Genomic DNA, 24,106 nt, shown 5'->3' with positions numbered 1-24,106 from the left:
ACAGGGTGAATCGGATGAAAAAATGGTTAACTGCAATAGTAAGTTCGTTGATTTTAAGTGTCAGTTTATTAATGCCTTTACATTCAGCAGACGCAGCTTATTCTGCAGACTCTGTCATTGCTGAAGCGAAAAAACACATTGGTACACCGTATAAATGGGGCGGCACTACTCCAAAAGGGTTTGATTGCTCCGGATTTATTCAATACACACATAAGCAAGTCGGCCTGTCCTTGCCAAGAACAGCTGCACAAATGTACCAAAAAGGCACAGCTGTCAAGAAAAGCGACATGGAACCAGGCGATTTAATTTTCTTCAGTACATATAGCAAAGGCGCTTCCCATGTAGGTATTTACTTAGGAGATAACCAATTTATCCACTCAGCCTCCAAAGGAGTTCGCATTGATAAAGTAAGCAACTCCTATTATAAGAAAAGATACCTAGGCTCTAAGCGCATTGCCCAATAATAAATCATTAGAAACCCCGGCTCTCTCCATGAGCCGGGGTTTTCTGTTCATTTACAGCTAAGCTGTTTTCTCTTTCTTTACTTTTCTTGCCTCAATCATGTGAATATGATGGCCGTCCACATCGCGGATAATAAATTGATAGCCGTCCTGTTCCAGCGCATCGCCGAGAGCTACATCAATTTTTTGAGTCAGGAACCATCCGCCAAGCGTATCTACATCTTCTTCCTCTAAATGAATGCCAAGAAGGTCATTCACTTCTGTAATTAATACCCGCGCACTCAGCATATACTGCCCGGCAGCGATTTTTTGGATTTCCGGCTTCTCATCTGAATCAAATTCATCACGAATTTCACCGACAATTTCCTCTAAAATGTCTTCTACTGTCACTAGACCCGATGTGCCGCCGTATTCATCCAATAGTATCGCCATATGAATCCGCTCTTTTTGCATCTTTAGCAGCAGGTCGTGAATCGGTATCGTTTCAATTACGCTGATAACTGGTTTCACAAACCATTCCAGCGGCTGCTCATCGTAATTGTCCTTGCTTAAGAAATAAGAAAATATTTCTTTAATATTTACCATGCCGAGGATATTATCTTTATCCCCATCGTCTACTGGATAACGTGTGTATTTCTCGCTTTTTAAAATATCGGTGATTTCCGCCCATGTTAAATCTTTACTTAACGTCACCATCTCTGTGCGCGGCACCATAATCTCTTTGGCAATTCTTTCATCAAATTCAAAAATGTTATCCACATACTTATATTCCGATTGATTAATTTCCCCGCTTTTATAGCTTTCTGACAAAATAATGCGCAGCTCCTCTTCTGAATGGGCAACCTCATGCTCAGAAGCCGGCTCCAGTCCAAACAGGCCGGTGAAAAAGCGGGCTGAACTGTTCAATACCCAAATAAACGGGTACATCACCCGGTAAAACAATACAAGCGCTGGCGAAAAAGCTAAAGTTAGCCACTCCGCCTTTTGAATAGCCAGCGTCTTTGGCGCTAATTCTCCAATCACCACATGAAGAAAAGTGATAAAGGCAAAAGCAATAATAAAGGACAGCACTCCCGTTATAGACGGGGCTAAATCCAGCTTTTCAAAGAGCGGATGCAGCAAGCGCTCAACTGTCGGCTCCCCTAGCCAGCCAAGTCCAAGGGACGTAATAGTAATGCCGAGCTGGCAAGCTGATAAATATTCATCCATGTTCGTAACGACCTTTTTGGCAACGGTCGCCTTTTTATTTCCCTCAGCAATCAATTGATTGATCCGCGACATTCTGACCTTTACAATAGCAAACTCAGAAGACACGAAAAAGCCTGAGAAGCCAATTAATATGGCAATGAGCAAAAAATTGACGATAATCAAAGACGGCAAGGAAAGCAAAGAATGCAAGACGATAACTGGTCCCCATTCCTTTCTTGGCTTTCCTCTTTCACCTCCCGTGCAAGTTTATAATTCCCTTTTACCCCATTAGAAATCATTCGTAACAAAAAGAATCGTATGTAGAGAATGGCCAGCAGTTTCCATTTCCTTTATTCTTTTACCATTTTTACGAACCTATGCGCAGAAAACAGCGCTCTCTCCTTCATTTTAATAAAAATAAGGGGCAGTTTCCATTTTAAAGTCCCCATAGTAAAATGAAGAAAGGCAAGTTACTTTATGATGAGAGGTTTTGAACATGAGCATTTTAACAGTTGAGCATTTAAGCCACGGTTTCGGAGACCGGGCCATTTTTGATAATGTATCTTTCCGTCTTCTGAAGGGTGAACATATCGGGCTGATCGGCGCGAACGGGGAAGGCAAGTCCACCTTCATGAATATCATCACCGGACAGCTTCAGCCGGACGAAGGCAAAATATCCTGGGCGAAGCATGTTCGCGTCGGCTATTTAGATCAGCATGCCATTCTTGAACGCGGGATGACGATCCGTGATGTTTTAAAAACTGCTTTTCAATATTTGTTTGATTTAGAAACAGAAATGAATGACTTGTTCGCGAAAATGGGCGAAGCCTCTCCAGAAGAATTGGAGAAGCTTCTCGAAGAAACTGGAACCATTCAAGATTTGTTGACGAACAATGATTTTTATGTGATCGATGCTAAAGTAGAAGAAATTGCGCGCGGACTCGGACTCGATGAGATCGGCCTTGATCGTGACGTTCACGATTTAAGCGGCGGGCAGCGGACGAAAATATTGCTGGCTAAGCTGCTTTTAGAAAAGCCGGATATCTTGCTTCTTGATGAGCCGACAAACTATTTGGATGAACAGCATATTGAATGGCTGAAGCGCTACCTGCAGGAATACGAAAATGCCTTTATTCTTATTTCTCATGACATTCCCTTTTTGAATAGTGTCATTAATTTAATCTATCACATGGAAAATCAAGGATTAAATCGTTATGCAGGCTCCTACGATGAGTTTATGAAAGTGTATGAAATGAAAAAACAGCAGCTTGAAGCCGCCTATAAAAAGCAGCAGCAGGAAATTGCTGATCTGAAAGACTTCGTGGCCCGCAACAAAGCACGGGTATCGACAAGAAATATGGCGATGTCGAGACAGAAAAAACTCGACAAAATGGAGGTTATCGAACTTGCCCAAGAACGCCCTAAACCTGAGTTCCATTTTAAAGAAGGCCGGACATCCGGGAAGTTAATCTTCGAAACCAGCAACCTCGTTATCGGTTACAATGAACCGCTGTCCAAGCCGCTGAATTTGCGCATGGAACGAGGGCAAAAGGTCGCTTTAACCGGGGCAAACGGCATCGGGAAAACCACTCTGCTCCGCAGTATCCTTGGTGAAATCCAGCCGTTATCAGGCACAGTGGAACGAGGAGAGTCCCTGCAAATCGGCTATTTCGAGCAAGAGATCAAATCCGACAACAACCGGACTTGCATCGAGGAATTATGGAGTGAGTTTCCAGCCTTCACTCAGTATGAAGTTCGCGCCTCTTTAGCAAAGTGCGGATTAACAACGAAACATATAGAAAGCAAAGTCAGTGTCTTAAGCGGCGGCGAAAAAGCAAAAGTACGGCTTTGTAAATTGATCAATAAAGAAACCAACCTGCTTGTTCTTGATGAACCGACTAACCATTTGGATGTAGATGCCAAAGCGGAACTGCTGCGCGCCTTGAAAGCGTACAAAGGGAGCATTTTACTCATCTCCCATGAGCCAGAGTTCTACCAGCAAGTGGCAACAGAAGTATGGAACTGTGAATCATGGACGACAAAGGTGTTTTAAAACGGTCAATCGAACATAGAAAAGTGGTCTGTATACCTTTAAATCTTGTGCGCCTCCGCCGGAGCATAGGCAGAGGCGCTATTGCTTTTTACAGCTGAAAAAGCTGTGTCTAAACGCTTATTTTCCTGTCCACCCTAAGATTCGACAGTATTCGCTGTCATCTTTCGGTACAATAAGTAGAAAAATGCGGCAAATCAGAAAAACAACTTATTTATATAGGAGCGTGCCAAAATGGCCAAACGAATTGCTTTATCTTGGAGCGGAGGCAAAGACAGCTGCATGGCTCTTGAACGGTTAGTTGCTGCCGGCTATGAAGTGGTCCTTCTTGTCACCACTGTCCCTCAAGAATTAAACCGGACATTCGCTCATGGAGAAAAAATAGAAATGATTGAACAGCAAAGTGACTCTTTGTCGATACCTGTCCACTTTATTCGTTGTTCATTGAATGCTTACACTGAGACATTCATCGAAGATTTAGTCCAGCTTAAAAGCCGTTACGGCCTGGATGGCATAGCCTTCGGAGACATTTATTTAGAAGGGCATCGGCAATGGGGGGAAGATGTTGCCGCTGCGGCTGGCTTAGAAGCTCTCTATCCTCTTTGGTGCCGCCCTGAGGATAGTGTGAATTTGTTAACTGCTTTTATTGAATTAGGATACAAAGCGGCTGTTATCCGCATACGCAAGGATGTACTGGATGACTCTTGGCTTGGAAAAGAATTAGATCAGAATTTTTTAAAAGCCATTCAACAACAAACGGTTTGTCCGCTTGGCGAAAACGGCGAATTTCATACGTTTGTTTGGGACGGACCCCTTTTTCAGTACCCTGTGCGATTCACATACGGACAAGTCCTTTCACAGGATAGCAGCCAGCGGCTAGAAATTCATCCGCTCATTTAATGAATCAATCAAAAAAGGGGGTTCGTTAATGCCAAAACGTATACAGCAGACCGAAAAAAAAGCGCACCTTTATATGTGGTCTTCCTTTGCTGTATTTCTTTCATTGATAAGCTTTTCCGGCCTGTTTTCTTCAGCATATGAACCCTTGAAAAACAATTTTACCCTGATTCATTTCGTATTAGAGTTTGTCAGTATTGCCGTTTCAGCCATTATTGCAAGCAACGGCTGGGTGGCATTCACCCATACTTTAGCTATGAACCGGCTGCTGTTTTCCAGTGCATTTGTAGCTGTTGCCTTTTTCGATCTCATGCATATTCTCACATTTTCCGGAGCAGTCACCTTTATAGAAACAGATGCAAGCTCCTTGACAATATGGTTCTGGGTATTGGGACGGCTGGCTCAGTCAGCTTCCCTCGCCTTCATTGTGTTTTCTGCTGACAGAGGAACAGCGCCGCGATCTACGCGCTGGCTGACTTATGGCTGTTCTCTGCTGCTTGCGGTTTTAATTTCAATTATGGTGATTCTCTATTCCGGCAGCTGGCCAGCCCTTGTTCAATATGGGCATCCGACAAAAGTAAAAAATGCTGCAGAATATCTTTTCATCGCCATTCACTTGCTCATGCTAGTAAAGTCCGCCATTGTGTATAGAAAACAACAAAGGATAGAGCTTCTTTTAATTATTCTGTCTTCCTATTCTTTAATTTTTTCTTCCTGGCTAATGACGCTTTATCAGTCTCCATATGACTATCTTAGCTTTGGCGGGCATTTATTCAAAGTGCTTGGATACTTTTTTCTGGTAAATATTATTTTCAAAGTCAACATCGAGCATCCCTTTAAACAAGTGGAAGAATTCAGCAGAAGAAACCAGCTGCTGCTCGATAGTGTAGGCGAGGGCATTTATGGGCTCGACAGCGATGGCCGGACCATATTTATCAATAAGTCAGCCTTGCGGATGTTAGGCTATACAGAAAAAGAGGTAATGGGCCGAAAACTCCACTACCTCATTCATTATAAAAAAGAAAACGGCTTTCCTTATTCGCCCAAAGAGTGCCCTATACGACAAACCAGTCTGGATGGCATCAACCGCAAACAAGAATCTTTTTTTTGGCGCAAGGACGGAACCGGGTTCCCAGTTGAATTAGACGCCCGTGCATTGCTGCAGGATGATGAAATCATCGGCACTGTTACCACATTCATCGACTTAACTGAAGCGCGAAAACTCCAGAAGCTTGAGCTGGAGAAGCAAGCAGTGGATGTAGAATTGGAGCTTGCCGCCTCTGTCCAGCAGTCGCTGCTGCCGAAGTTCAATCATATTCCTCCTGGCGTAGATCTTGGCGGGATCAGCGTGCCCTATCGAAAATTGAGCGGTGACTTTTATAAAGCCGTCTTTCAAGGAAGCCAGCTCGTCTTTGGCGTAGCAGACATATGCGGAAAAGGAGTGCCAGCCGCCATCGAAATGGCCATGATGACTTACTCAATGGAGCAGTTTAACCATTTGCGCGAGGAACCGCATCATGTTCTGGAAAGCTTAAATCGCTTCGCTTTTAAATATATGAGTGATTCTTCATTTGTCACGATGTTTTTTGGCAATTACGATATCCGTACATCCACCTTTTCATATAGCAACGCCGGTCACGAACCCGCTCTATTGTTCAGAGAACGCACCGGAGAATTTCTTGAGTTAACGACTAATAACCCTATTCTCGGCGTCATGGAATGTGCCTTGTACGAAACAAAGCACATTCATATAGAACCAGGAGATCTGCTGCTGCTTTATACGGATGGCTTGACAGAAAACCGTTCCTCCTCTGCACCGGATGATAATCAAGCGCTTCGCCGCCTGCTATTGAATTCAGATCGGACACTTCCAGCCCGGGAGCTTTCAAAAAGGCTGTTCCAAGCAATGAATCATAGCGGCCGGCCAGTGACTGACGATCAGACGTTATTGATTTTTAAAAAACTTTAGATAGTAGTACTCACTGAAGCTGACAGGCACTTATCAGCTTCAGTTTTTCTTTTTCACGGTTTCTTTCGCATCGACCGGCTGTCCTTTAAAAAATTCTTTCTTTTCAAGTTTAATGCCTAACGCTCTCGCGATTCTCTTTAAGTCCCGCTCCTCTCTTGGAGTAACAAGCGTAATCACGGTGCCCGCTTGGCCGGAACGGCCCGTCCGCCCCGCTCTATGTGTATACTGCGTTGCATCTTTTGGCAAATCGAACTGAAGCACATGGCCTAATCCTTTAATGTCGAGTCCTCTGGCCGCAATATCCGTTGCAAACAGCAAAGGAAAGGCCCCTGTCCGAAACTTCTTAAGGGCGTTTGCCCGTTCCTGCTTACTGAGCTCGCTATGAAGGATGCCGTTAGCAAATCCTTTGTAATTCAGCTTTTCTGAAAAGACATTCACCTCTCCAATATCCTTTACGAAAGCCAGCATCCGCTCGGGTGTAAATCCGCGCATAATCCGCTCAACCATCACGTTTTTCTCACGGCCATCACACACAAAGTAGAAATGCTCCACCTGTGATTCAGGCAGTTCCTCCTTGCTCACTTTGATGATCGCCGGTTCTTTCATCCACTCTCTGGCAAGCGCTGCTGTTTGATCAGGCATTGTCGCAGAAAATACCGCGAGCTGGCGATCCCTCATCGTTGATTTAATAATCGCCTCCAGCCCTTTTATATGCTCAGAAACGAGAAGCTGGTCTCCCTCATCAAGAATGATCAGCTTTACCTCATGCATTTTCAGCTTTTTCATTTGAATAAGCTCCTGAATTTTCCCAGGGGTGCCGGCCACTACCTGCGGCTGTTTTTTAAGCTTTTCGAGCTGTCGCTTCAGATTGGCTCCTCCAATAAAAGCCGCACTTGTTATGCCGCCTCCCCATTGGCGCACTTCCTCGGAAATTTGCATAACCAGCTCTCTTGACGAAGCTAATATCACCGCCTGTACCGCTTTCTTGGCAGGATCGACTTTTTCAAGCAACGGCAGCAAATAGGCAAGGGTTTTCCCTGTTCCAGTTGGGGATTCGGCGATTAAGTCCTTTCCTTCTAGAAGGATCGGCACTGCTTTTTCCTGAATGGGTGTTGGAGATTGAAAACCGGCTTTCTCCCATGCTTCCTGTAAAGATGGCTTCATTGTATGTAAAACGGAAAATTTTGTTGTCATATAAACTCCTCTTTGTTTTCTGCCGTTCTTGACGGCATCATTGTTCTTTCATTATGGAAAACTTTCACCGTTTTCGCAATCCCTTCCCAAGGTTTTGAACGATAAAAAAAGTGGAATGAAATGTTAGAGCATTTTTTTGATTATCAGCTAAAGGAGACAAACAATGAACTGCAAACGAACATCTGTATTCACCTCTCTTCGCCATCCGGGGAAAATCATGGCCGGCTTGCTGCTTACAGCAGCTGCACTGTTTCCGCAAAATGCAGCCGCCTCTTCCGAGAATGGCACAATGATCATTCTCTCCTTTGATGGCATGCGGCATGACTTTGCCGAAAAATATATAGAAGACGGCACCATGCGCCATTTAAAAAAGCTTAAAAAGAAAGGCGCTTATGCGGAGGATATCACAACCGTCTCTCCTTCTTTGACAGCCGCTTCCCATGCCTCGATTGCCACAGGGGCCAAGCCTGAAAAAACAGGTTTTGTCAGCAATGAATTTCATTATCGCGGCCGGAAGCTGACGGATACCAAGGATGCCTTCAGTGCCACAATCAAGGTTCCTCCCTTATGGAAAGAAATGAAGCGTCAAGGGAAAACAACAGCCGCTGTCGGATTCCCCGGCTCTAATCCTGAACAGGAAAACGAAGCCGACTATTCTATTTATTACGGTGATGTTCTAGCCGAAAGCGCGTATGTGCCCCTGCATTTTCGGCCTGCCACCCAGCGGCAGCCGATGCCTGAAAGTTTTTCCAGGCCGCAGGAAGCGCAGCTCAAGTTGAAGTTAAAAGGAAAGAAAGATACTGTTTTACATATTGTAGCCGTGGACTCTTCAAATAATCACAAAAAAGATTATGATCGTTTTTACATATTTGACAATCCGGAATTCAGCAATACCCCAGCTGCCGCCGGCTTGAATCAGTGGGGGAAAATGCCCTTGCAAATAAACGGAGCTGATACGGCTGGATTTATCTTTAAAGTGAAAAACAGCGGAAAAACGCTGAAGTCCGCCAAATTGTATCGAACAGCCGTTACCACCGGATTGATTAAAGGGCCGGACGGCTTTAAAGAAGAAATCATTCAGCGTTTCGGCTTCTTTCCTGATCAGGATGATTTGCCCGCCTTTCAAAAAGGCTGGATTTCACGCAAGGAGTACGAAGAGATTAATAAAAATTTTTCTGACTGGATGCTGAAAACTTCTTTATTTATTCAACAGGCGCATAAACCAGATTTGCTTATGTTTTATGAACCTCATATTGATTTGGAAGAACACGCCTTTTTGCTAACAGACCCCCGGCAGCCCGGTTATAACCAGAAAACGTCAAAAACATATGCCTCTTACATTCGATCGGCGTATAAGCAGGCCGATGAGGTGATTGGACAAACAATGGCTGCCATGTCTGCAAATGATCGCTTATTTATCGTGTCAGATCATGGAATGGAGCCGATTCATTCCCGGCTGTCGCCAAATTATGAATTAAAAAAAGCAGGGCTTTTGCAATTAAACGAAAAAGGAGCGGTCGATCTTTCTCGATCACGGGCATATGCGGTGGCCAGCGGATCGATTGCTCATATCTATATTAATTTAAAAGGCAGGGAAAAGAACGGGATCGTGAATCCAAAAGAATATGAAAACGTCCAGGACGAGATTATCCGCGCATTCCGAGAAATAAAAGACGAACGAAGGCTTGCTTCACGGCGAGAGCTGCTAAAGCACCACTGGAAAGAGTGGTATGCCGGCAGTCACGGGTGGACGGAAACAAAAGAAACAGCTGGAAGCTTCCTGGCAGTATTACGAGACAAAGAAGAAAATCCTTACGAAGAAATAAAGGCATTGAACCGCAAAAACACAGCAAGCACTCGCCATCCCCATGCAGGGGACGTTGTTGTTGCCGCCGCTCCTGGTTACTTGATGGGCAAAGACGCTGAACAATCCATCGAACCGTCAGAAGAGCTCGGCAGCCACGGAGGCGATCCTGCCAGAAAAGAACTGGCTCCCGTGTTTTATGCTTACGGAAAAGATATTCGTTCCGGCAAAATACACACTCCACTCTCTACTGTTGATATCGCGCCGACTGTTTACAAACTGACAGGGCTTCAAGTTCCTGCCTTTACAGATGGAAAACCGATCAAGAAATTAATAAAAGGACAAGCTGATTAACCGGCTTGTCCTTTCAAGCTGCAGACAAACTGGATGAAAATGAAAGTTTGCATGCATTCCTTTTTATTTTCAGTGCAAATGGGAACCGTTGATTTCCATGCCCGTCGCTTCGTTTTTCCCAAAGCGAGCCTCCCCCCTTCGCTCCAGAAAACAGCTTCAATCACGAGTTAAGATCTCTTAAGTTCTCCATACTCCATAACAACCCAAAGGGGGCTCGGAATCAAGCTATTCCGAGCCCCCTTTGTCTTTTCCTCGTGCTTTTACAGACCTCTATTCCGGTCAAGGCTGCGATCTATTACCCCAGCGTCGCGGTCAACTAACACAAGCATTTTGCCTTCTTTTACATATTCGTTATAACGGTCTGCATCTTCCTCAGGAATACCGAGACCGATCAATGCGCCTGTTAATCCGCCAGCGCCGGCTCCAGCGGCCGCTCCAGTTAAGCCTGCCACGATTGGTCCGGCAGCCACGATCGGCCCAATCCCAGGAATCGCAAGTGCTCCAGCACCAGCAGCTACTCCGGCTAATCCGCCTAGTATGCCTCCTGTCGCCGCTCCTGTCGCTGCTCCCTCTTCGGCTTTTGTGTCTGTGGTTTCTTCCACATATTCGATATCATCGCGCTCTTTGCTGATAACGGAAATTTCATCTGAACGGTACCCTTGACGCTTAAGCTCTTCAATCGCTTCTACCGCTTCAGTATGATCATCATATACTCCGACAATTTTCTTTTCATCGCTATGGTTCATCATTGTATCCGCTCCTTTGTTTTTCATTGTTCATCTCCTGTTTTCCCCGTTCACTAAAACCTAAACAAAATTATTTGCATGTTTAGTTCTTCTTCACAAACGGGTAATTATTCAATAAATCGCAAGTGGAGGTGATTGGATGGCTGAGGAAAAAAAAGAACGGCTGCAGAAGGGGAAAATGGACAACCCTGAGCAAATGAAAACAGACAAAGAAAGCTTATACGATAAATTTAAAAGCGAACAAACTGTAGATTCGCTTCCTTTAGAAGACTTGCGAATGGAACAAGAAGAAGAAAAAGATAAGCATGCCACAAAAGATAATTCATCAAGCGAAGAAAAATTCCCTGGGTAAATCCGCTGGCCTATCGGCGGATTTACCTTTTTTCCTGTTATAATAGCTACTAAAACGCGCAGACAGGAAAGGGGGCCTTCCATGAACAGCCCAAGGATATATCTTTCGTTAACAGTGATTATGCTCATTTGGGGGATCAACGTATCCGTTATTAAATTGCTGGTTGGCCATTTCATGCCAGTGACCATTACAGCTTTAAGAATTTTCACAGCAGCAGTCACCGTTTTCTTGACGCTCGGACTGCTAGGGAAAGTACGGATGCCCCGCGGCAAGGAATGGCTCTATATCATTGGCGGAGCTCTTTTAAGTGTAGTCGGCCACCATTATTATTTATCTGAAGGGCTGTCCAAAACAACAGCGGCAAATGGAGGGTTAATCCTTGGCCTTGGTCCGCTGCTCACGGCTATCTTTTCCATGGTTTTATTAAAGCAGCGGCCGACGAAAGCCCGGCTGCTCGGCTTTTTATTAGGCGCTTTTGGGGTAAGCTTTACCGTTCTTGCAGGAAGCGGAGGCATCCATCACGGTTCTATTGGAGATATCGAAGTTTTTCTATCGATTTTGTCTCAAGCATTAAGTTTTATTATTATCAAAAAAGCAGCGGAATCGCTGGACCCCAAGCTGTTAACAGGCTATATGCTGCTGATTGGCTCCCTTCTCCTCTTTCTTATTAGCCTGCAGAAGGAGCCGGGAGGACTGGCAAGCTTAACGGGCGGAACACCCGCTATTTGGGCGGCTTTCCTGTTTTCCGCTGTCCTGGCAACAGCGCTTGGCCACATGCTTTACAATCGGGCCATTGGACAAATCGGAGCAGCGGAAACAGCTATCTTTTTGAATTTAAATACTTTCTTCTCCTTAATCGGCGCCGCATTGTTTCTCGGAGAAGCGCTTTTGCCGGCTCATTTCATTGGTTTGCTTTTCATTGTTCCAGGCGTACTGCTTGGTTCAGGCTCAATGGAAGAATTGATTCTCCGCCGGCGGCGAAAGCTTCAGCAAAGGTAGAAGGAACAAGCATGCTTGTTCCTTCTACCTCGATACAAAAGCATTGCCGGTTACCCAGAACCTCCATGGGTATTCCTTTGCTTCTCCTGAATTATCTATGCCAATGCGCGGGCCGGCCGAAATATCTTTAGGCGTGAACCCTCTTACAATATAAAGGGGCGGCTCGTCAAAGCGGCGGCCGTAATCCTCCATCGTGATGCCAAGCGCTTTTGTCAGTTTCCCCGGTCCGCTCGTCAAGTTTTTCAGAGAAGTCCCACCCCTTCTCTCGATCATCAAATCAACGCCTTCGTATGGTTCGACGGCTCGAATGAGCACCGCTTCCGGAATACCGCTTTCGGCGGATACGACATTGACAAGACAGTGGGTATGCATGACATATGTATAGACGCGCCCTGCCTCATGAAACATAATTTCCGTCCGCTTTGTTCTGCGGTTATTAAAGCTATGAGCGGCCCGGTCCATTGGTCCTCTGTAAGCTTCTGTTTCAACAATAAACCCTGCGGCTGTTCCTTCCTCGGTTTCCTTTACTAATAAACAGCCTAACAGCGCCTCGGCCAGCTGCAATGTCGGCTGTTGAAAAAAAGACTTATCTACTGGCATAAATGGTGATTTTTGCTCCATATGAACTCCTCTCTTTCCCTTTACTTATCTATGTTCAGTTTCCCCCTGCATACAAGAAAAAAACAACACTCAAGAAGGTTGTTTTTTTGGAGGCTGTCCAAAAACTCTATTAAAGGACGGCATCGCCGTTGATAACGGCTTGAATAAATACTTCAGCAAAACCATTTAAAATCAGCGGAAAATAAATATTTTAAACTTTTTTACCGATTTTTTTCGGTTAGATCGTTTACAATAAAGGGTAGAGTCTATCATACATACTCAGCATAAAAAGGAGGAACATAGATGGCAATTATCGGATGGGCCAGTCTGGCGATCGTTGTCGGGGCACTCATTTACCTGGGCGTTTCCGGATTTAGCACGTATAAATCAATGAAGCCGAAAATCGATCATTTACAGGCAGTATCTGAACGGCTAAAAGCAACACAGCAGGTCATTCAATCAGAAACTGACAAACTCAAGTCAACACAAGAAAACATCAAACAAGATATCGACCAGAAAAAGGAAGCCATGCTGTTTACAGTAGAGGCTGCCAAGAAAACGCCGCAATCCATGAAACAGCTTGGAACAGCCATGTATCAGCTTGTAGATGAAAATGTGAAGCTGAAACTGCCTATTCCTAAAAGAAAAAGACAAACAGAACATGCATAACGCCCTGCAAGCCGCTCTCTTGCCGGGGCGGCTTTTTTTGAAAACAGGAAAGAGAAATAACCAGCCTGCTCTTCAGTTTTAGAAAAAGAGGGTGACTCAAAAGCCGCTTTTTACGGCCTGTTGGGTCACCCTCTTCTCTTACCAATCATCTATTCGTAACTCACAACGCTTCTGATGAAAGCTTTTTTCACCAAATGAACCGCCGCGGTTATATTCTACATCGTCGTTTATGGCAAACCTAAACGACCTAAGCCCTGCCTTCTCTTAAGTCCTTGCGGCTCCGAAGCCGCTCCAGTGTGAATAAGTATTACTTGTTAAACATAGCAGAACGCCAATTTTATTTATATAAACGTCATAAGTTACTTAACCAGTGAATTTATAATATTATCATACATATCAAAACTAGTCAACCTCTTCTTTGAATAAAAAACGAAGGTTATTTTACTGCTTTAACAGAAAAACCGCTTGTCTTAAATTGGACAAGTTCAAACTTGAGACCAGCTCAATGAAAAGGGCATTATCATGCCGCCGTACAGCTGCTGAATAAAAAACAGCCGTCCTTTTTAGTTTGCTTGCGGATGGAGGCTGTTTGATGTCTATGCCAGGCGCTTCGCTGTCCGCAGGAGTCTTCACGCCTTCCATTTCAATCAGCAGAATTCACAAAGGGAAGGCAGCCGGTCAATGATGCTTGTTTGAAGAGTACACATCACCTAAACATATTTGTGCGATGTGTCCTGATCTAGCGCCATGCATAAAAAGCAGAGATCATCAAAAAAAGGGTTGGAATGCCTCTCACTCCACCCCCTTTTGCTGGTCTTACACATTTTCAGGATCTTTTTTCCATGTATCCAGTACTCTCTCCCGCATGTAAATGTGAAAAAACCATTCACCGATTGCCAAAAAGACTGAAACTGCCAGGGCATTCACAAAAGTCCCTGCGCTGTTGTCCATTGCATTGCCCATGATCCACAGCAGCAAAGCAGCCAGAACGATATCACTAAAAACAGCAATTGAATTTCCAGCAGCCGGTAAAACCATCAAATCTCCAAGAACATACGAGACGATCGTTAATATGGCCCCCATCAAGAGTATTTCCGTTACTGATGTGTCCATTATGACTCCCAGGGCAACATACAGGATCGCTGTGATCGCTGCAAATTTTATGAGTAGTGCGGTCAGATGCCTGCTCACTCTCTCGCCTCCTTTCCCGGTTAAACGCCGATTATACTTACACATTTCCCAAACCAGCAACAATTATTCCTTTTTTTGTATTATTTTAAGCACTGTTATAATTTTGGGTGTACGTCTGAACCGCAGTGAAGAGCGGCTGCTCCTGAGGAAAGCGTTCGCCTGCAGCAAAAGCAGGAGAACAATCCCCCTATCCTTTAACCAATCTTGATTTTAAGATACCTATACTATTAGCCGGTCAGCTGCAATAAAAAACTGATGCAGGAGAAGCCGCACAGCTGCTTTCCGCATCAGTTCTTTTCCTTATTTCTCTTTAGCACCGGCATTTTCCGGAAGGCCTATCGTCAAGAAAGCCTTAATCATGCCGTACGTAATCTTTTCTGGCACCCGCTCTTTAATTGGCTTTAACTGCTCTCTGCCTTTCTCTTCTATTGCTTCCTCCAAGAGCGGCCAATCGCTTTCAGGCACAATTAAAGACAGCTCTATGTCTTTGCCTTCCTCAGCACACTGCAATAAATGATTTTCAATGGTACTAACGGCAAGCTCCCGCTTTTCAGCGATCTCAAAAGTAGTGAACTGCTGTTGATGCAGCTCGTATGTTTCTAAATGCGATTGCCCTAGCGCCTTTTTCTTTGGAACCGCCGGAGCCAGCACCGTCATGCTGTCTCTTTCCCTTTCCGGGTGCTCCTCACAAAAGGCCGCAATCATTTCGATGAAAGCCGGTCCATACTTCTCAAACTTATTTCTTCCGACGCCGCTCACAGCAAGAAACTCTTCCTCCGTCTGCGGCAGCCTTAAGCACATATCCTTCAGCGTGCGGTCTGAAAAAATCACAAACGGCGGAACACCAGCTTCATCCGCAAGGGTTTTTCTTAAGCTGCGCAGCTCTTCAAACAGCGGATCATCGGCAGCAATCTGTTTTGTTTGCACCGCTTCTTTTCTGGCGACCTGCTGTTCCCCGAGCAATACTTCTTTGCCTTTGCTCGTCACAAAAATGGTCGGATATGTGCCATGCCCAACGCCAATCAGCTCCTGTGAAATTAAAAAATCAATAAAGTTCGTCACATCCTTGGCACTTTTTTCCTTCATAATTCCATAGGTTGAAAGCGTATGAAAGCCAAACTCAGCAACCTTTTTATTTTTGGACCCTGTTAATACTTGGGCAGTAATCGACTTTCCATAGCGCTGGCCCATTCGAATAACGCAGGACAGCACCATTTGCGCTTCCTTTGTTACATCGACTACAGCGCGGGAGTCGGTGCAATTGCTGCAGCGGCCGCATGGTTCCAACGCTTCGTCACCGAAGTATTTAATGATATAGCTTTGCAAACAGCTTTCTGTATGGCAGTAGTCAATCATCAGCTGCAGCTTTTCAAGCTCCCTGGGAATCCGTTCTCTTTCAAGAGACTGATCAATTAAAAAGCGCTGTGTCTGAACATCCTGCGGCGAATAAAGAAGAATACATTCGCTAGCTAAGCCGTCCCTGCCCGCTCTTCCTGCTTCCTGATAATAGCTTTCCATATTTTTAGGAAGCTGATAGTGAATGACATAGCGGATATTGGACTTATCAATCCCCATCCCGAAAGCGTTCGTCGCGATCATCACCGCCGATTGGTCCGTTAAAAAGCGCTCCTGCTCGCTGGCCCGTTCTTCGTCGCTCATGCCTGCATGATACCGGGAAACGGCCATATTGCTCCTCTTCAGCTTATCATATAGCTGGTCCACCGCTTTTCTTGTCGCCGCATAAATAATCCCTGCTTCCTTTCCGTTTTTCGCCAGATACTCTTTAATAAAAGCGAAGCGGTCTTGTCCTTGAACAACAGAGAAAGACAAATTTTCCCGTTCAAATCCTGTAATGACTGTATTCGATTCATCAATCTTTAGCAGCCGGCAAATATCTTCACGCACTTTCGGAGTAGCCGTAGCAGTTAAAGCGAGCACAACAGGGTGTTGCGGCAGATTTTCCGTAAACCGCTGGATTTGCCGGTAGCTTGGCCGAAAATCATGGCCCCACTGCGAGATACAGTGCGCTTCATCTACTGCTACAAGCGGGATTGGCATTTCTTTCAGCTCTTCTATAAAAGCAGATGACTCCAGCCGCTCAGGAGCAATATAAAGCAGCTTATATTCGCCCTGGCGCGCTGCTTCCATCGTCTCTCGCACCTCCACAGCACTCAGTGAGCTATTAATATAAGCAGCCGGCACGCCCGCTTCCAGCAGCGTATCGACTTGATCCTTCATAAGAGAAATCAATGGCGAAATAACGACGGTCATCCCCGGGAGAACAAGAGCCGGAATTTGATAACAAATGGATTTTCCGCCGCCCGTCGGCATGACACAAATGGTATTCTCCCCTTCAAGCACCTGGCTAATTGCCTGCTCCTGCCCGCTGCGAAAAGCAGAATAGCCAAAGTATGATTGTAATAATTGCCGCGCTTGTTGGAGCATCCTTACACTTCCTTCATTCTTTTTCCCAATTATAACATGTTACTGCGGCCCCTCCCGTCTTTTCATTATGGATTTATGTGGTTGATTTCACTATAATGAGAAATAACTATAGGAAAAATAGAAAGGCTGGTAGCAATTTGGAACACAATTCATCGAACTTTATCAGAACGATTATAAAAGAAGACTTAGAATCAGGAAAACGCGACCATGTCGTTACCCGTTTTCCCCCTGAACCAAATGGTTACCTTCATATTGGGCATGCCAAATCCATCGTTATTAATTTCGGACTGGCAGATGACTTTAAGGGAAAAACGCATTTGCGCTTTGACGATACAAACCCGCTGAAGGAAGATCAGGAATACGTGGATGCGATCAAGGAAGATGTTCAGTGGCTCGGTTACGAATGGGAAGAGCTTCGCTTTGCTTCTGACTATTTTGAAGAAATGTACGATCGGGCTGTCCTGCTTATTAAAAAAGGAAAAGCCTATGTCGACGATTTAACAGCTGATCAAATCCGGGAATATCGCGGCACCTTGACAGAGCCTGGAAAAGAAAGCCCGTATCGCAACCGCACAGCTGAAGAAAATCTTGCCCTCTTTGAACGCATGCGCAAAGGAGAATTTGCAAATGGAGAGAAAGTGCTGCGAGCCAAAATTGATATGGCTTCTCCAAATATTAATTTACGGGACCCCGTCTTATATCGAGTTTCCCATGCGTCCCACCACAACACCGGTGATAAGTGGTGCATCTATCCGATGTATGCATTTGCCCACCCGCTTGAGGATGCTATTGAAGGGGTGACCCACTCTCTTTGTACGACGGAATTTGAAGACCAGCGTCCGCTTTACAACTGGGTTGTGGAACAATGTGAAATGAAGCATCAGCCGCAGCAGATTGAATTTGGACGTTTGAACCTTTCCAATACGGTAATGAGCAAACGGAAATTAAAGCAGCTTGTTGATGAAGGCATCGTCGATGGCTGGGATGATCCTCGCCTGCCGACTATTTCAGGCTTGCGCCGCAAAGGATACACGCCTGCCGCTATCCGCGAATTCGTGAAAGAAACCGGTGTATCTAAAGGCTCGGCTGTAGTGGATGAAGCTATGCTTGAACACTTTGCCAGAGAAGATTTAAAATTGACGGCTCCGCGTACAATGGGCATCTTGAAACCATTGAAAATTGTCATCACGAATTATCCGGAAGGTCAAGTCGAGTGGCTTGATGCGGAAATCAATCCGGAAAATCCGGAAATGGGCATGCGAAAAATTCCATTCTCCAGAGAAATTTATGTGGAGCAGGAAGATTTTATGGAAAATCCTCCAAAAAAATATTTCCGCCTGTTCCCGGGCAATGAGGTTCGTCTCAAACATGCCTATTTCATTAAATGTGAAGAAGTCATCAAAGATGACAACGGAGAAGTGATGGAGCTTCGCTGTACGTACGATCCTGAAACTAAAAGCGGCACAGGCTTCACAGGCCGCAAAGTCAAAGGAACGATTCACTGGGTCGATGCAAAGCATGCTTTGCCGGCTGAATTCAGATTGTACGAACCACTCATCTCCGATACAGAAGAAGAAGCGGATGAAACAGCAGGAAAGACATTCCTTGACTATGTGAACCAAAACTCATTGGAAATCGTGCAAGGATTCATTGAGCCAAACATGGAAAACATTGAGCCTCACGATAAGTTTCAATTTTTCCGCCACGGCTATTTCAACGTTGATCCTAAGCATACGACGAAGGAAAAACCTGTATTCAACCGAATTGTTTCTTTAAAAAGTTCATTTAAATTAAAATAATGCACGAAAAACGCCGCCCGGCAAGACATTTGCCGGGCGGCGTTTTCATCCCATCTGCAGTCAAGCTGTTAGCCCCATTCAGGATACAGCTGCTGAAGCCGGAGTACTGCTTGCTCCTTCATCTTCGCTTCACACATAATATCTGCTTCTCTGCCGCCGAGTTTCCGCAAAAAATCGGAAAAATCCTCTTCCAGAATATAATCATGGTGGGCCGGATCAGCTGAAGCATTTCTGCCGGAGCTAATGTGCATTTTCGGCGTTTTGCCGGCAGGCCATGACTTAAACACACCGGCTAGAATAGCTTCTATATCAGCCTCTGCCTCATGGTTGCAGCGATGGTGATGGATATCAAAGCAAATCGGAGCCCCAGTCTGTTCATGGAGCTCAAGCACCTCCATTGCTGTATATGTTTTGTCGTCATTTTCAATCCGCAGCACCGCTTTAATCTCTTCGGGAAGCTTCCGGTAGTTTTCAGCAAACCGTGCCATCGCCGCCGATTTGTTGCCATAAGCTCCGCCTACGTGAAGAATCATATCTTCTCCGCCGATTAAGCGCAGCATTTTTTCGTGATACATGAGTTCAGCAATAGAATTGCGAACGACCTGCTCTTTAGGAGAATTTAAGACCGTATACTGCCCAGGATGCACAGACAGCCTTAAATGATGCTCGTCCTTCATCGCTTTAATTTCATTGGTTAAATCAAGAATATCCTCATCCTTGTCCCATTCCCATGTCATAATCGGATGACTGGCAAAAGGGATCAATTCACTGCTCAGCCGAAAAAAGAAAATACGATGTTCAATATTCCAGCGCAACACTTTTATTACTTCGGTTAAGTTATGAATAGCAAGGGTTTTTACTTTTTCCATCCCCTCGATTTCCACTGTCTTCAGCCGGCAGGTTTTAAATTTTGAAGGCAGCGCTGTATTAATGCATGCATATCCGAGTTTCATCTATCCGCCTCTTTTTACCTTAAATTTAAAGGATTCTTTTCTACTCTCTTAAAAGAATCACTTTACTCTATGATTATTGATTTTAACTCTTACCGCGCATTTGAGTCAAAAATCAGCTTATCCCCTTCAGGCGAATTCATCATGCGTGCGATCATTCTTTAACCGAGCGCCTGCCATTCAGCTTCTTCCTCCGCTTGCTTAGCCATTTTTCTTTTGTAAACAATCTTGGAAAGACTGACACTCAACTCGTAAAGCAAGATGAGAGGGACGATCACTAAGACGTCTGATACAAAATCAGGAGGTGTAATAAAGACTGATAGGACAATCAGCGCAAAATAGGAATATTTCCTGAAAGCACGGAGCTTATACGGGTTGACTACGCCTAAACTGGTTAAGAACATCATCACAACCGGCATCTCAAATAACAGGCCAAACGGAAGGGTCATGTTCAGTAAAAACTTAAAGTACTTCTCAGTAGTAAAAAACGTTTGGAACATGTCTCCCGAGAGTGACATAAGGAAAGATAGAATAATAGGAAATAATACAAAGTAACCGAAGGCAAGGCCTGTTAAGAACAATAGAAACAGCGCAGGAATATAAGCAAGCGCTACCTTTCTTTCCGACTGGGACAAGGCGGGCTTCACAAACAGCCATAACTGATGGGCGGCTACCGGGATGGTTCCTGCTCCGGCAATGACTGCTGCGATTGTTAAATAGACAACGATAATGTCTCCTGGCCCGAGCAAAGCCAGCTTAAACGGCAATCCCTTCACTAAATAATGATAGATATCCTGTACAAAGGTAAATGACAGTGTTAAAAACAGCATAAAAACAGCCAGAGTAATAATCAGCCTTTTTCTCAACTCTTCAAAATGCTCTACCGCTTTCATATTGCGATCTTCCATCTCTCCTCTTCCTTTCCTTCCATAATGAAAAAGCTGTTTCAAAAGCTCGCTGCCACGAGCCTTTTGAAGACAGCTTTTGTGCCGATTGAATGATTAAACCAATTTTTTCTTCGCTTTCTCGCCGGCTTCTTCCTGATCATCAGATACGAGGTCACGGGTTGACTTTTTAAATTCCTTTAATGTCGTCCCGAAAGCCCGGCCAATCTCCGGCAGCTTGGAAGGTCCGAAAATAATTAAAGCAATGACAAGGATTAAGATTAATCCCGGCACTCCGATATTTTGCAGCATAAGAAAAGCCTCCTAGTAGTGAAATCCTGTAATCGCGACAACGGATGGGCGCGGCTGATTATCGCCTTTGCGGTGCGGCCACATACTTGTCGGGTTGTTCCTATCTTCAGTTTCCTCTCCCGGATGCTGCACAGCCAGGAACAGCGTTGTCTCATCATCCGTGAAGCAAGGGCCTGTCAATTCTGCTTCTACAGGCGCCGAAGCGAATTGAAAAGCTTCCCCTTCGTTTCTGCCCGTTGTCGGAATGACAAATACGCCATTGTTTTTGAAAGAAGAGAACACGCCTTTATTGACAGAGCTTGATGAAATATCTGTTACTGTCCACAAATTCCCGTCACTATCAAACGTTAAATTGTCAGGTGCACTAAAGCCGCTCTGGCGTCCCCCGCAGGCAAAGATTTCAAAATCGAATGTCAATGAACCTAAATCATCGTTTTCTTCTAAAAAGCGCGTGATGTGCCCGTGAATATTTCCATGCTTGGAATTATTTGTATGGGCGATAAATACAGATTTGTCAAACGGGCTGATTTCCACATCTTCCGGACGGTCCGTTGGGGTTGCCCCAAGTAAAATAGCTGCTTCATGAGCATGAACAAGCACATCTGCCTGTGTTTGAAACTTAGTAAGGAGCTCTTGGTTGCCGGCTGCTTTTTTCTGAACCGCTTCAAGGGTAAGAGCCACCCATTCTCCTTTAGACAGATTCGCCGCATACAGCGTTCCTTCTTCTAACAGCACAGAATTCGCTTGCTTGCGTGATTTTATGTATTTATTTTTGCTGATGAATTTATAAACACAAGCATCCGTCTTGTCGTCTCCCATATACACAGCCACACGACCGTCATTTGTCAGCCCCATTGCTGCGTTTTCATGATGGAAGCGGCCAAGCGCCGTATGCTTGCGCGGAGAAAATCCCTTATTGAACGGATCTACTTCCACGATCCAGCCATAATGCGTTTCATTCAGCAAAGCATCCTTTGAAGTCGATTCATAGTTTTCCTCCGCTGATAAAACTGTGTTCCAAAGTGTCTTGCCGCCTGAACAATTCGCGAATGTCCCTTGTACAGTGTGCGCGCCAGCGACCGCCTTAGCCCCTGCTGCCGGTCCTGTCAGCTTAAATGGCGTCAATCCTGTAATACGGCGGGCAAATTCCGACTCTGTATCCATCTTCCATACGCCATCTTCTTTATATACTTCAATAATCGAGCCGCCTTGGTTGTATAACAGCTTTTCAATTTGATCCTTTGTATATTTTCCATCCTTTTTCGGCCCTGTTACCCATAAGTCGCTCGTATACTCATGGTTGACCCAGAGCAAACCGCGTTCATTAGATCCCTTCATTGGGAAAAACATAGTAAAGTCATTATTGTAGCCAAAGGTTTCCCCTTTTTTATTAATCACATCTCCATACGATGCGATCACATCATATTTAAATCCGCGCGGCAACACGAGGTCATCCTTGTCAGTCGGTTTAATCGGCTTAAAGTTTACCCCTGATACTTTCTTGTTTCTGCCGAATAAATGGGATGCCGCCTTCGCTCCCTTGGCTTCCACCACTTTCGGTGTAAAAGCCCCGAGCCCGGCAGAAGCCACCGTTAAGGCTGTTACTCCTGTTCCAACATATGTTAAAAACTTTCTGCGATTTAATTCTTCCCCCATTACTGCCTCACCTCATTATTTTTGTCTGGCATGTTTGCCCGTTCCCTATGTTAAGAAAAAAATGTTAAGCTGATTTTCCTTCTTTGTTATAGTTAAGTAAATAATTGTAAAGGTCATAAATAATCTGCTCCTTCTTTTGTCTCTAAGTGACAAAAGAAGGAGCAGATTATTGTTTTATGCGAACATTGTCGACTTCTGTCACAAAACTGTAAAATTAAAAAGAAATCAAAACATTTTAAGGTATCCGCAACATCGAAAGCGATTACAGGACTTTCTCCATCGTTTTTTATCTTCTGCCTGTGCAAAACACTGGGCAAGGATGAATAACTTAAAAGAAATCGCGGATAATGCGAATATAAACAAAAGCAAAGGAGTATAGCTATGTCTATGTTAAAAGATCTTTTTATAGGCTTGTCTCAAAACCAATTTCTCAACAGTGCAGCAAAGAAATACGGCCTTAAACTAGGTGCTCAAAGCGTCGTAGCCGGCACAAATATTGAAGAAACAATCAGAAGCATTAAAGAACTGAATGCACATGGAATTTCTTGTACTGTCGATAACTTAGGGGAATTTGTTTACAAAAAAGAGGAAGCTACTGAAGCGAAAGAGCAAATCCTTGAAGTGATTGAAGCGATTCATAAGAATCAAGCAGACGCTCATATCTCTTTAAAACCAACTCAGCTTGGCCTTGATATCGATTACAACTTCTGTTTAGAAAACTTAACAGAGATCGTAGACCGGGCAAGCAAATACGACATGTTCATCAACATTGACATGGAAGACTACTCTCATTTGCAGCCTTCTTTCGATATCCTCGATGAGCTATCCAAAAAGTATGATAACGTAGGTACAGTTATCCAAGCTTACTTCTATCGTGCGGAAGAGGATATTCAAAAGTATAAAAACTATCGCCTGCGTATTGTAAAAGGCGCGTATAAAGAGCCGGAAGAATATGCTTATCAAGATAAAAAAGACATCGATACAAACTTCATCAAATTGATTGAATGGCATTTATTAAACGGAAAATTCACATCTATCGCTACACATGATCACCGCATCATTAATCATGTGAAAGATTTCGTTAAAGCAAACAACATTCCGAATGACAAGTTTGAATTCCAAATGCTGTATGGATTCAGAAAAGATATGCAGCTGCAATTAGCGAAGGAAGGCTACAACTTCTGCACATACGTGCCATTCGGCAAAGACTGGTACGGCTACTTCATGCGCCGCCTTGCTGAAAGACCGCAAAACTTAAACCTTGTGGCTAAACAAGTGTTTACAAAGAAAACAAACACAATGATCGGTCTTGCAGCCGGAGCCTTCTTATTAGGAAGAGTTTCTAAAAAGAAGTAATTGATCAAGCTTCATCCTGTATTTAATCGTTAAGCGCCATCCATTTTCATAACGTAGATGTGATGCCGCTTAACGATTTACAATATAAAAAATCAGCTTTTTACTATTAAATAACGTGAGGAGAATTGGCAGATATGATTCCATATAAGCATGAACCATTTACTGACTTTTCAAAACCAGAGAACAAGAAAGCATTTGAAGAAGCTCTTCAACTGGTAGAAAGCTACCTT

General features: G+C 44.4%; 20 protein-coding genes. 10 read left to right on the top strand and 10 right to left on the bottom strand.

The window, feature by feature from the left end:
- Positions 1-14: 14 nt before the first annotated feature.
- Entirely contained in the window at positions 15-464 is a 450-nt protein-coding gene (locus B1A98_RS14090) for a C40 family peptidase (protein ID WP_063386225.1), read from the top strand.
- Positions 465-521: 57 nt separating this feature from the next.
- Here the strand turns inward: B1A98_RS14090 and B1A98_RS14085 are convergent, their stop codons facing one another.
- Entirely contained in the window at positions 522-1,832 is a 1,311-nt protein-coding gene (locus B1A98_RS14085) for a hemolysin family protein (RefSeq protein ID WP_063386247.1), read from the bottom strand.
- Between the two features lie 313 nt (positions 1,833-2,145).
- Between B1A98_RS14085 and B1A98_RS14080 the strand changes: the two genes are divergently transcribed.
- The 3 genes from B1A98_RS14080 (at position 2,146) to B1A98_RS14070 (ending at position 6,565) form a co-directional block, all read left to right on the top strand.
- Entirely contained in the window at positions 2,146-3,702 is a 1,557-nt protein-coding gene (locus tag B1A98_RS14080) for an ABC-F family ATP-binding cassette domain-containing protein (RefSeq protein ID WP_041101483.1), read from the top strand.
- 231 nt (positions 3,703-3,933) lie between these two features.
- Complete coding sequence (locus B1A98_RS14075) at positions 3,934-4,599, top strand: Dph6-related ATP pyrophosphatase (protein WP_063386226.1); 666 nt, start codon at positions 3,934-3,936, stop codon at positions 4,597-4,599.
- A 28-nt stretch (positions 4,600-4,627) separates the two neighbouring features.
- Complete coding sequence (locus B1A98_RS14070) at positions 4,628-6,565, top strand: SpoIIE family protein phosphatase (RefSeq protein ID WP_063386227.1); 1,938 nt, start codon at positions 4,628-4,630, stop codon at positions 6,563-6,565.
- Between the two features lie 39 nt (positions 6,566-6,604).
- Here the strand turns inward: B1A98_RS14070 and B1A98_RS14065 are convergent, their stop codons facing one another.
- Complete coding sequence (locus B1A98_RS14065) at positions 6,605-7,759, bottom strand: DEAD/DEAH box helicase (protein ID WP_063386228.1); 1,155 nt, start codon at positions 7,757-7,759, stop codon at positions 6,605-6,607.
- Between the two features lie 163 nt (positions 7,760-7,922).
- On the opposite strand from B1A98_RS14065, the gene B1A98_RS14060 reads away from it, so the two are divergent.
- A complete protein-coding gene (locus tag B1A98_RS14060) occupies positions 7,923-9,917 on the top strand; it encodes an alkaline phosphatase family protein (RefSeq protein ID WP_063386229.1) in 1,995 nt (664 codons plus the stop codon).
- A gap of 260 nt (positions 9,918-10,177) precedes the next feature.
- Here the strand turns inward: B1A98_RS14060 and B1A98_RS14055 are convergent, their stop codons facing one another.
- On the bottom strand, positions 10,178-10,690 hold the full coding sequence (locus B1A98_RS14055) for a general stress protein (protein WP_240492536.1): 513 nt from the start codon (positions 10,688-10,690) through the stop codon (positions 10,178-10,180).
- Positions 10,691-10,802: 112 nt separating this feature from the next.
- On the opposite strand from B1A98_RS14055, the gene B1A98_RS14050 reads away from it, so the two are divergent.
- The gene (locus B1A98_RS14050) at positions 10,803-11,015 is read left to right on the top strand and encodes a hypothetical protein (RefSeq protein WP_063386230.1); all 213 of its coding nucleotides are present in this window, start codon (positions 10,803-10,805) and stop codon (positions 11,013-11,015) included.
- 81 nt (positions 11,016-11,096) lie between these two features.
- The gene (locus B1A98_RS14045) at positions 11,097-12,014 is read left to right on the top strand and encodes a DMT family transporter (protein WP_063386231.1); all 918 of its coding nucleotides are present in this window, start codon (positions 11,097-11,099) and stop codon (positions 12,012-12,014) included.
- Between the two features lie 24 nt (positions 12,015-12,038).
- On the opposite strand, the gene B1A98_RS14040 is transcribed toward B1A98_RS14045, so the two are convergent.
- A complete protein-coding gene (locus B1A98_RS14040) occupies positions 12,039-12,635 on the bottom strand; it encodes a DNA-3-methyladenine glycosylase (RefSeq protein WP_063386232.1) in 597 nt (198 codons plus the stop codon).
- Positions 12,636-12,917: 282 nt separating this feature from the next.
- Here B1A98_RS14040 and B1A98_RS14035 point away from each other — a divergent pair, with 282 nt between their 5' ends.
- Positions 12,918-13,283 carry a septum formation initiator family protein gene (locus tag B1A98_RS14035; protein ID WP_063386233.1) on the top strand — a complete coding sequence of 122 codons (366 nt, stop codon included), beginning with the start codon at positions 12,918-12,920 and terminating at the stop codon, positions 13,281-13,283.
- Positions 13,284-14,099: 816 nt separating this feature from the next.
- Here B1A98_RS14035 and B1A98_RS14030 read toward each other — a convergent pair.
- Together B1A98_RS14030 and recQ are read right to left on the bottom strand one after the other, a co-directional pair.
- Positions 14,100-14,474, bottom strand: coding sequence for a DUF2512 family protein (locus B1A98_RS14030; RefSeq protein ID WP_063386234.1), 375 nt, complete (start codon positions 14,472-14,474; stop codon positions 14,100-14,102).
- A gap of 300 nt (positions 14,475-14,774) precedes the next feature.
- Positions 14,775-16,919 carry a DNA helicase RecQ gene (recQ, locus tag B1A98_RS14025; protein ID WP_063386235.1) on the bottom strand — a complete coding sequence of 715 codons (2,145 nt, stop codon included), beginning with the start codon at positions 16,917-16,919 and terminating at the stop codon, positions 14,775-14,777.
- Between the two features lie 137 nt (positions 16,920-17,056).
- Between recQ and B1A98_RS14020 the strand changes: the two genes are divergently transcribed.
- Positions 17,057-18,718, top strand: coding sequence for a glutamine--tRNA ligase/YqeY domain fusion protein (locus B1A98_RS14020; RefSeq protein ID WP_063386236.1), 1,662 nt, complete (start codon positions 17,057-17,059; stop codon positions 18,716-18,718).
- A gap of 68 nt (positions 18,719-18,786) precedes the next feature.
- Here the strand turns inward: B1A98_RS14020 and uvsE are convergent, their stop codons facing one another.
- From uvsE to B1A98_RS14000, 4 genes are all read right to left on the bottom strand, one after another.
- Positions 18,787-19,671, bottom strand: a complete 885-nt coding sequence (gene uvsE / locus B1A98_RS14015; RefSeq protein WP_063386237.1) for a UV DNA damage repair endonuclease UvsE — start codon at positions 19,669-19,671, stop codon at positions 18,787-18,789.
- 158 nt (positions 19,672-19,829) lie between these two features.
- Positions 19,830-20,576, bottom strand: a complete 747-nt coding sequence (gene tatC / locus B1A98_RS14010) for a twin-arginine translocase subunit TatC (protein WP_041101459.1) — start codon at positions 20,574-20,576, stop codon at positions 19,830-19,832.
- Positions 20,577-20,669: 93 nt separating this feature from the next.
- Entirely contained in the window at positions 20,670-20,864 is a 195-nt protein-coding gene (tatA, locus tag B1A98_RS14005; RefSeq protein WP_063386238.1) for a twin-arginine translocase TatA/TatE family subunit, read from the bottom strand.
- A 12-nt stretch (positions 20,865-20,876) separates the two neighbouring features.
- Positions 20,877-22,520, bottom strand: a complete 1,644-nt coding sequence (locus tag B1A98_RS14000; RefSeq protein WP_063386239.1) for a PhoX family protein — start codon at positions 22,518-22,520, stop codon at positions 20,877-20,879.
- 387 nt (positions 22,521-22,907) lie between these two features.
- On the opposite strand from B1A98_RS14000, the gene B1A98_RS13990 reads away from it, so the two are divergent.
- Complete coding sequence (locus B1A98_RS13990; RefSeq protein WP_041101660.1) at positions 22,908-23,876, top strand: proline dehydrogenase family protein; 969 nt, start codon at positions 22,908-22,910, stop codon at positions 23,874-23,876.
- The last annotated feature ends 230 nt before the right edge of the window (positions 23,877-24,106 follow it).

The sequence above is a fragment of the Pseudobacillus badius genome (genome assembly GCF_002189605.1).
GTDB classification, from domain to species: Bacteria; Bacillota; Bacilli; order Bacillales; family Domibacillaceae; genus Pseudobacillus; species Pseudobacillus badius.
This window is presented reverse-complemented; position numbering and strand designations above follow the sequence as displayed.

Excerpts from the sequence above, each read along its gene's own strand:
- B1A98_RS13990 (WP_041101660.1), top strand. The coding sequence starts at position 22,908 with ATGTTAAAAGATCTTTTTATAGGCTTGTCTCAAAACCAATTTCTCAAC.
- B1A98_RS14055 (WP_240492536.1), bottom strand. The coding sequence starts at position 10,690 with ATGAAAAACAAAGGAGCGGATACAATGATGAACCATAGCGATGAAAAG.
- B1A98_RS14035 (WP_063386233.1), top strand. The coding sequence starts at position 12,918 with ATGGCAATTATCGGATGGGCCAGTCTGGCGATCGTTGTCGGGGCACTC.
- B1A98_RS14065 (WP_063386228.1), bottom strand. The coding sequence starts at position 7,759 with ATGACAACAAAATTTTCCGTTTTACATACAATGAAGCCATCTTTACAG.
- B1A98_RS14090 (WP_063386225.1), top strand. The coding sequence starts at position 15 with ATGAAAAAATGGTTAACTGCAATAGTAAGTTCGTTGATTTTAAGTGTC.
- B1A98_RS14070 (WP_063386227.1), top strand. The coding sequence starts at position 4,628 with ATGCCAAAACGTATACAGCAGACCGAAAAAAAAGCGCACCTTTATATG.
- B1A98_RS14060 (WP_063386229.1), top strand. The coding sequence starts at position 7,923 with ATGAACTGCAAACGAACATCTGTATTCACCTCTCTTCGCCATCCGGGG.
- B1A98_RS14045 (WP_063386231.1), top strand. The coding sequence starts at position 11,097 with ATGAACAGCCCAAGGATATATCTTTCGTTAACAGTGATTATGCTCATT.
- B1A98_RS14050 (WP_063386230.1), top strand. The coding sequence starts at position 10,803 with ATGGCTGAGGAAAAAAAAGAACGGCTGCAGAAGGGGAAAATGGACAAC.
- uvsE (WP_063386237.1), bottom strand. The coding sequence starts at position 19,671 with ATGAAACTCGGATATGCATGCATTAATACAGCGCTGCCTTCAAAATTT.
- B1A98_RS14000 (WP_063386239.1), bottom strand. The coding sequence starts at position 22,520 with ATGGGGGAAGAATTAAATCGCAGAAAGTTTTTAACATATGTTGGAACA.
- recQ (WP_063386235.1), bottom strand. The coding sequence starts at position 16,919 with ATGCTCCAACAAGCGCGGCAATTATTACAATCATACTTTGGCTATTCT.
- tatC (WP_041101459.1), bottom strand. The coding sequence starts at position 20,576 with ATGGAAGATCGCAATATGAAAGCGGTAGAGCATTTTGAAGAGTTGAGA.
- tatA (WP_063386238.1), bottom strand. The coding sequence starts at position 20,864 with ATGCTGCAAAATATCGGAGTGCCGGGATTAATCTTAATCCTTGTCATT.
- B1A98_RS14075 (WP_063386226.1), top strand. The coding sequence starts at position 3,934 with ATGGCCAAACGAATTGCTTTATCTTGGAGCGGAGGCAAAGACAGCTGC.
- B1A98_RS14040 (WP_063386232.1), bottom strand. The coding sequence starts at position 12,635 with ATGGAGCAAAAATCACCATTTATGCCAGTAGATAAGTCTTTTTTTCAA.
- B1A98_RS14080 (WP_041101483.1), top strand. The coding sequence starts at position 2,146 with ATGAGCATTTTAACAGTTGAGCATTTAAGCCACGGTTTCGGAGACCGG.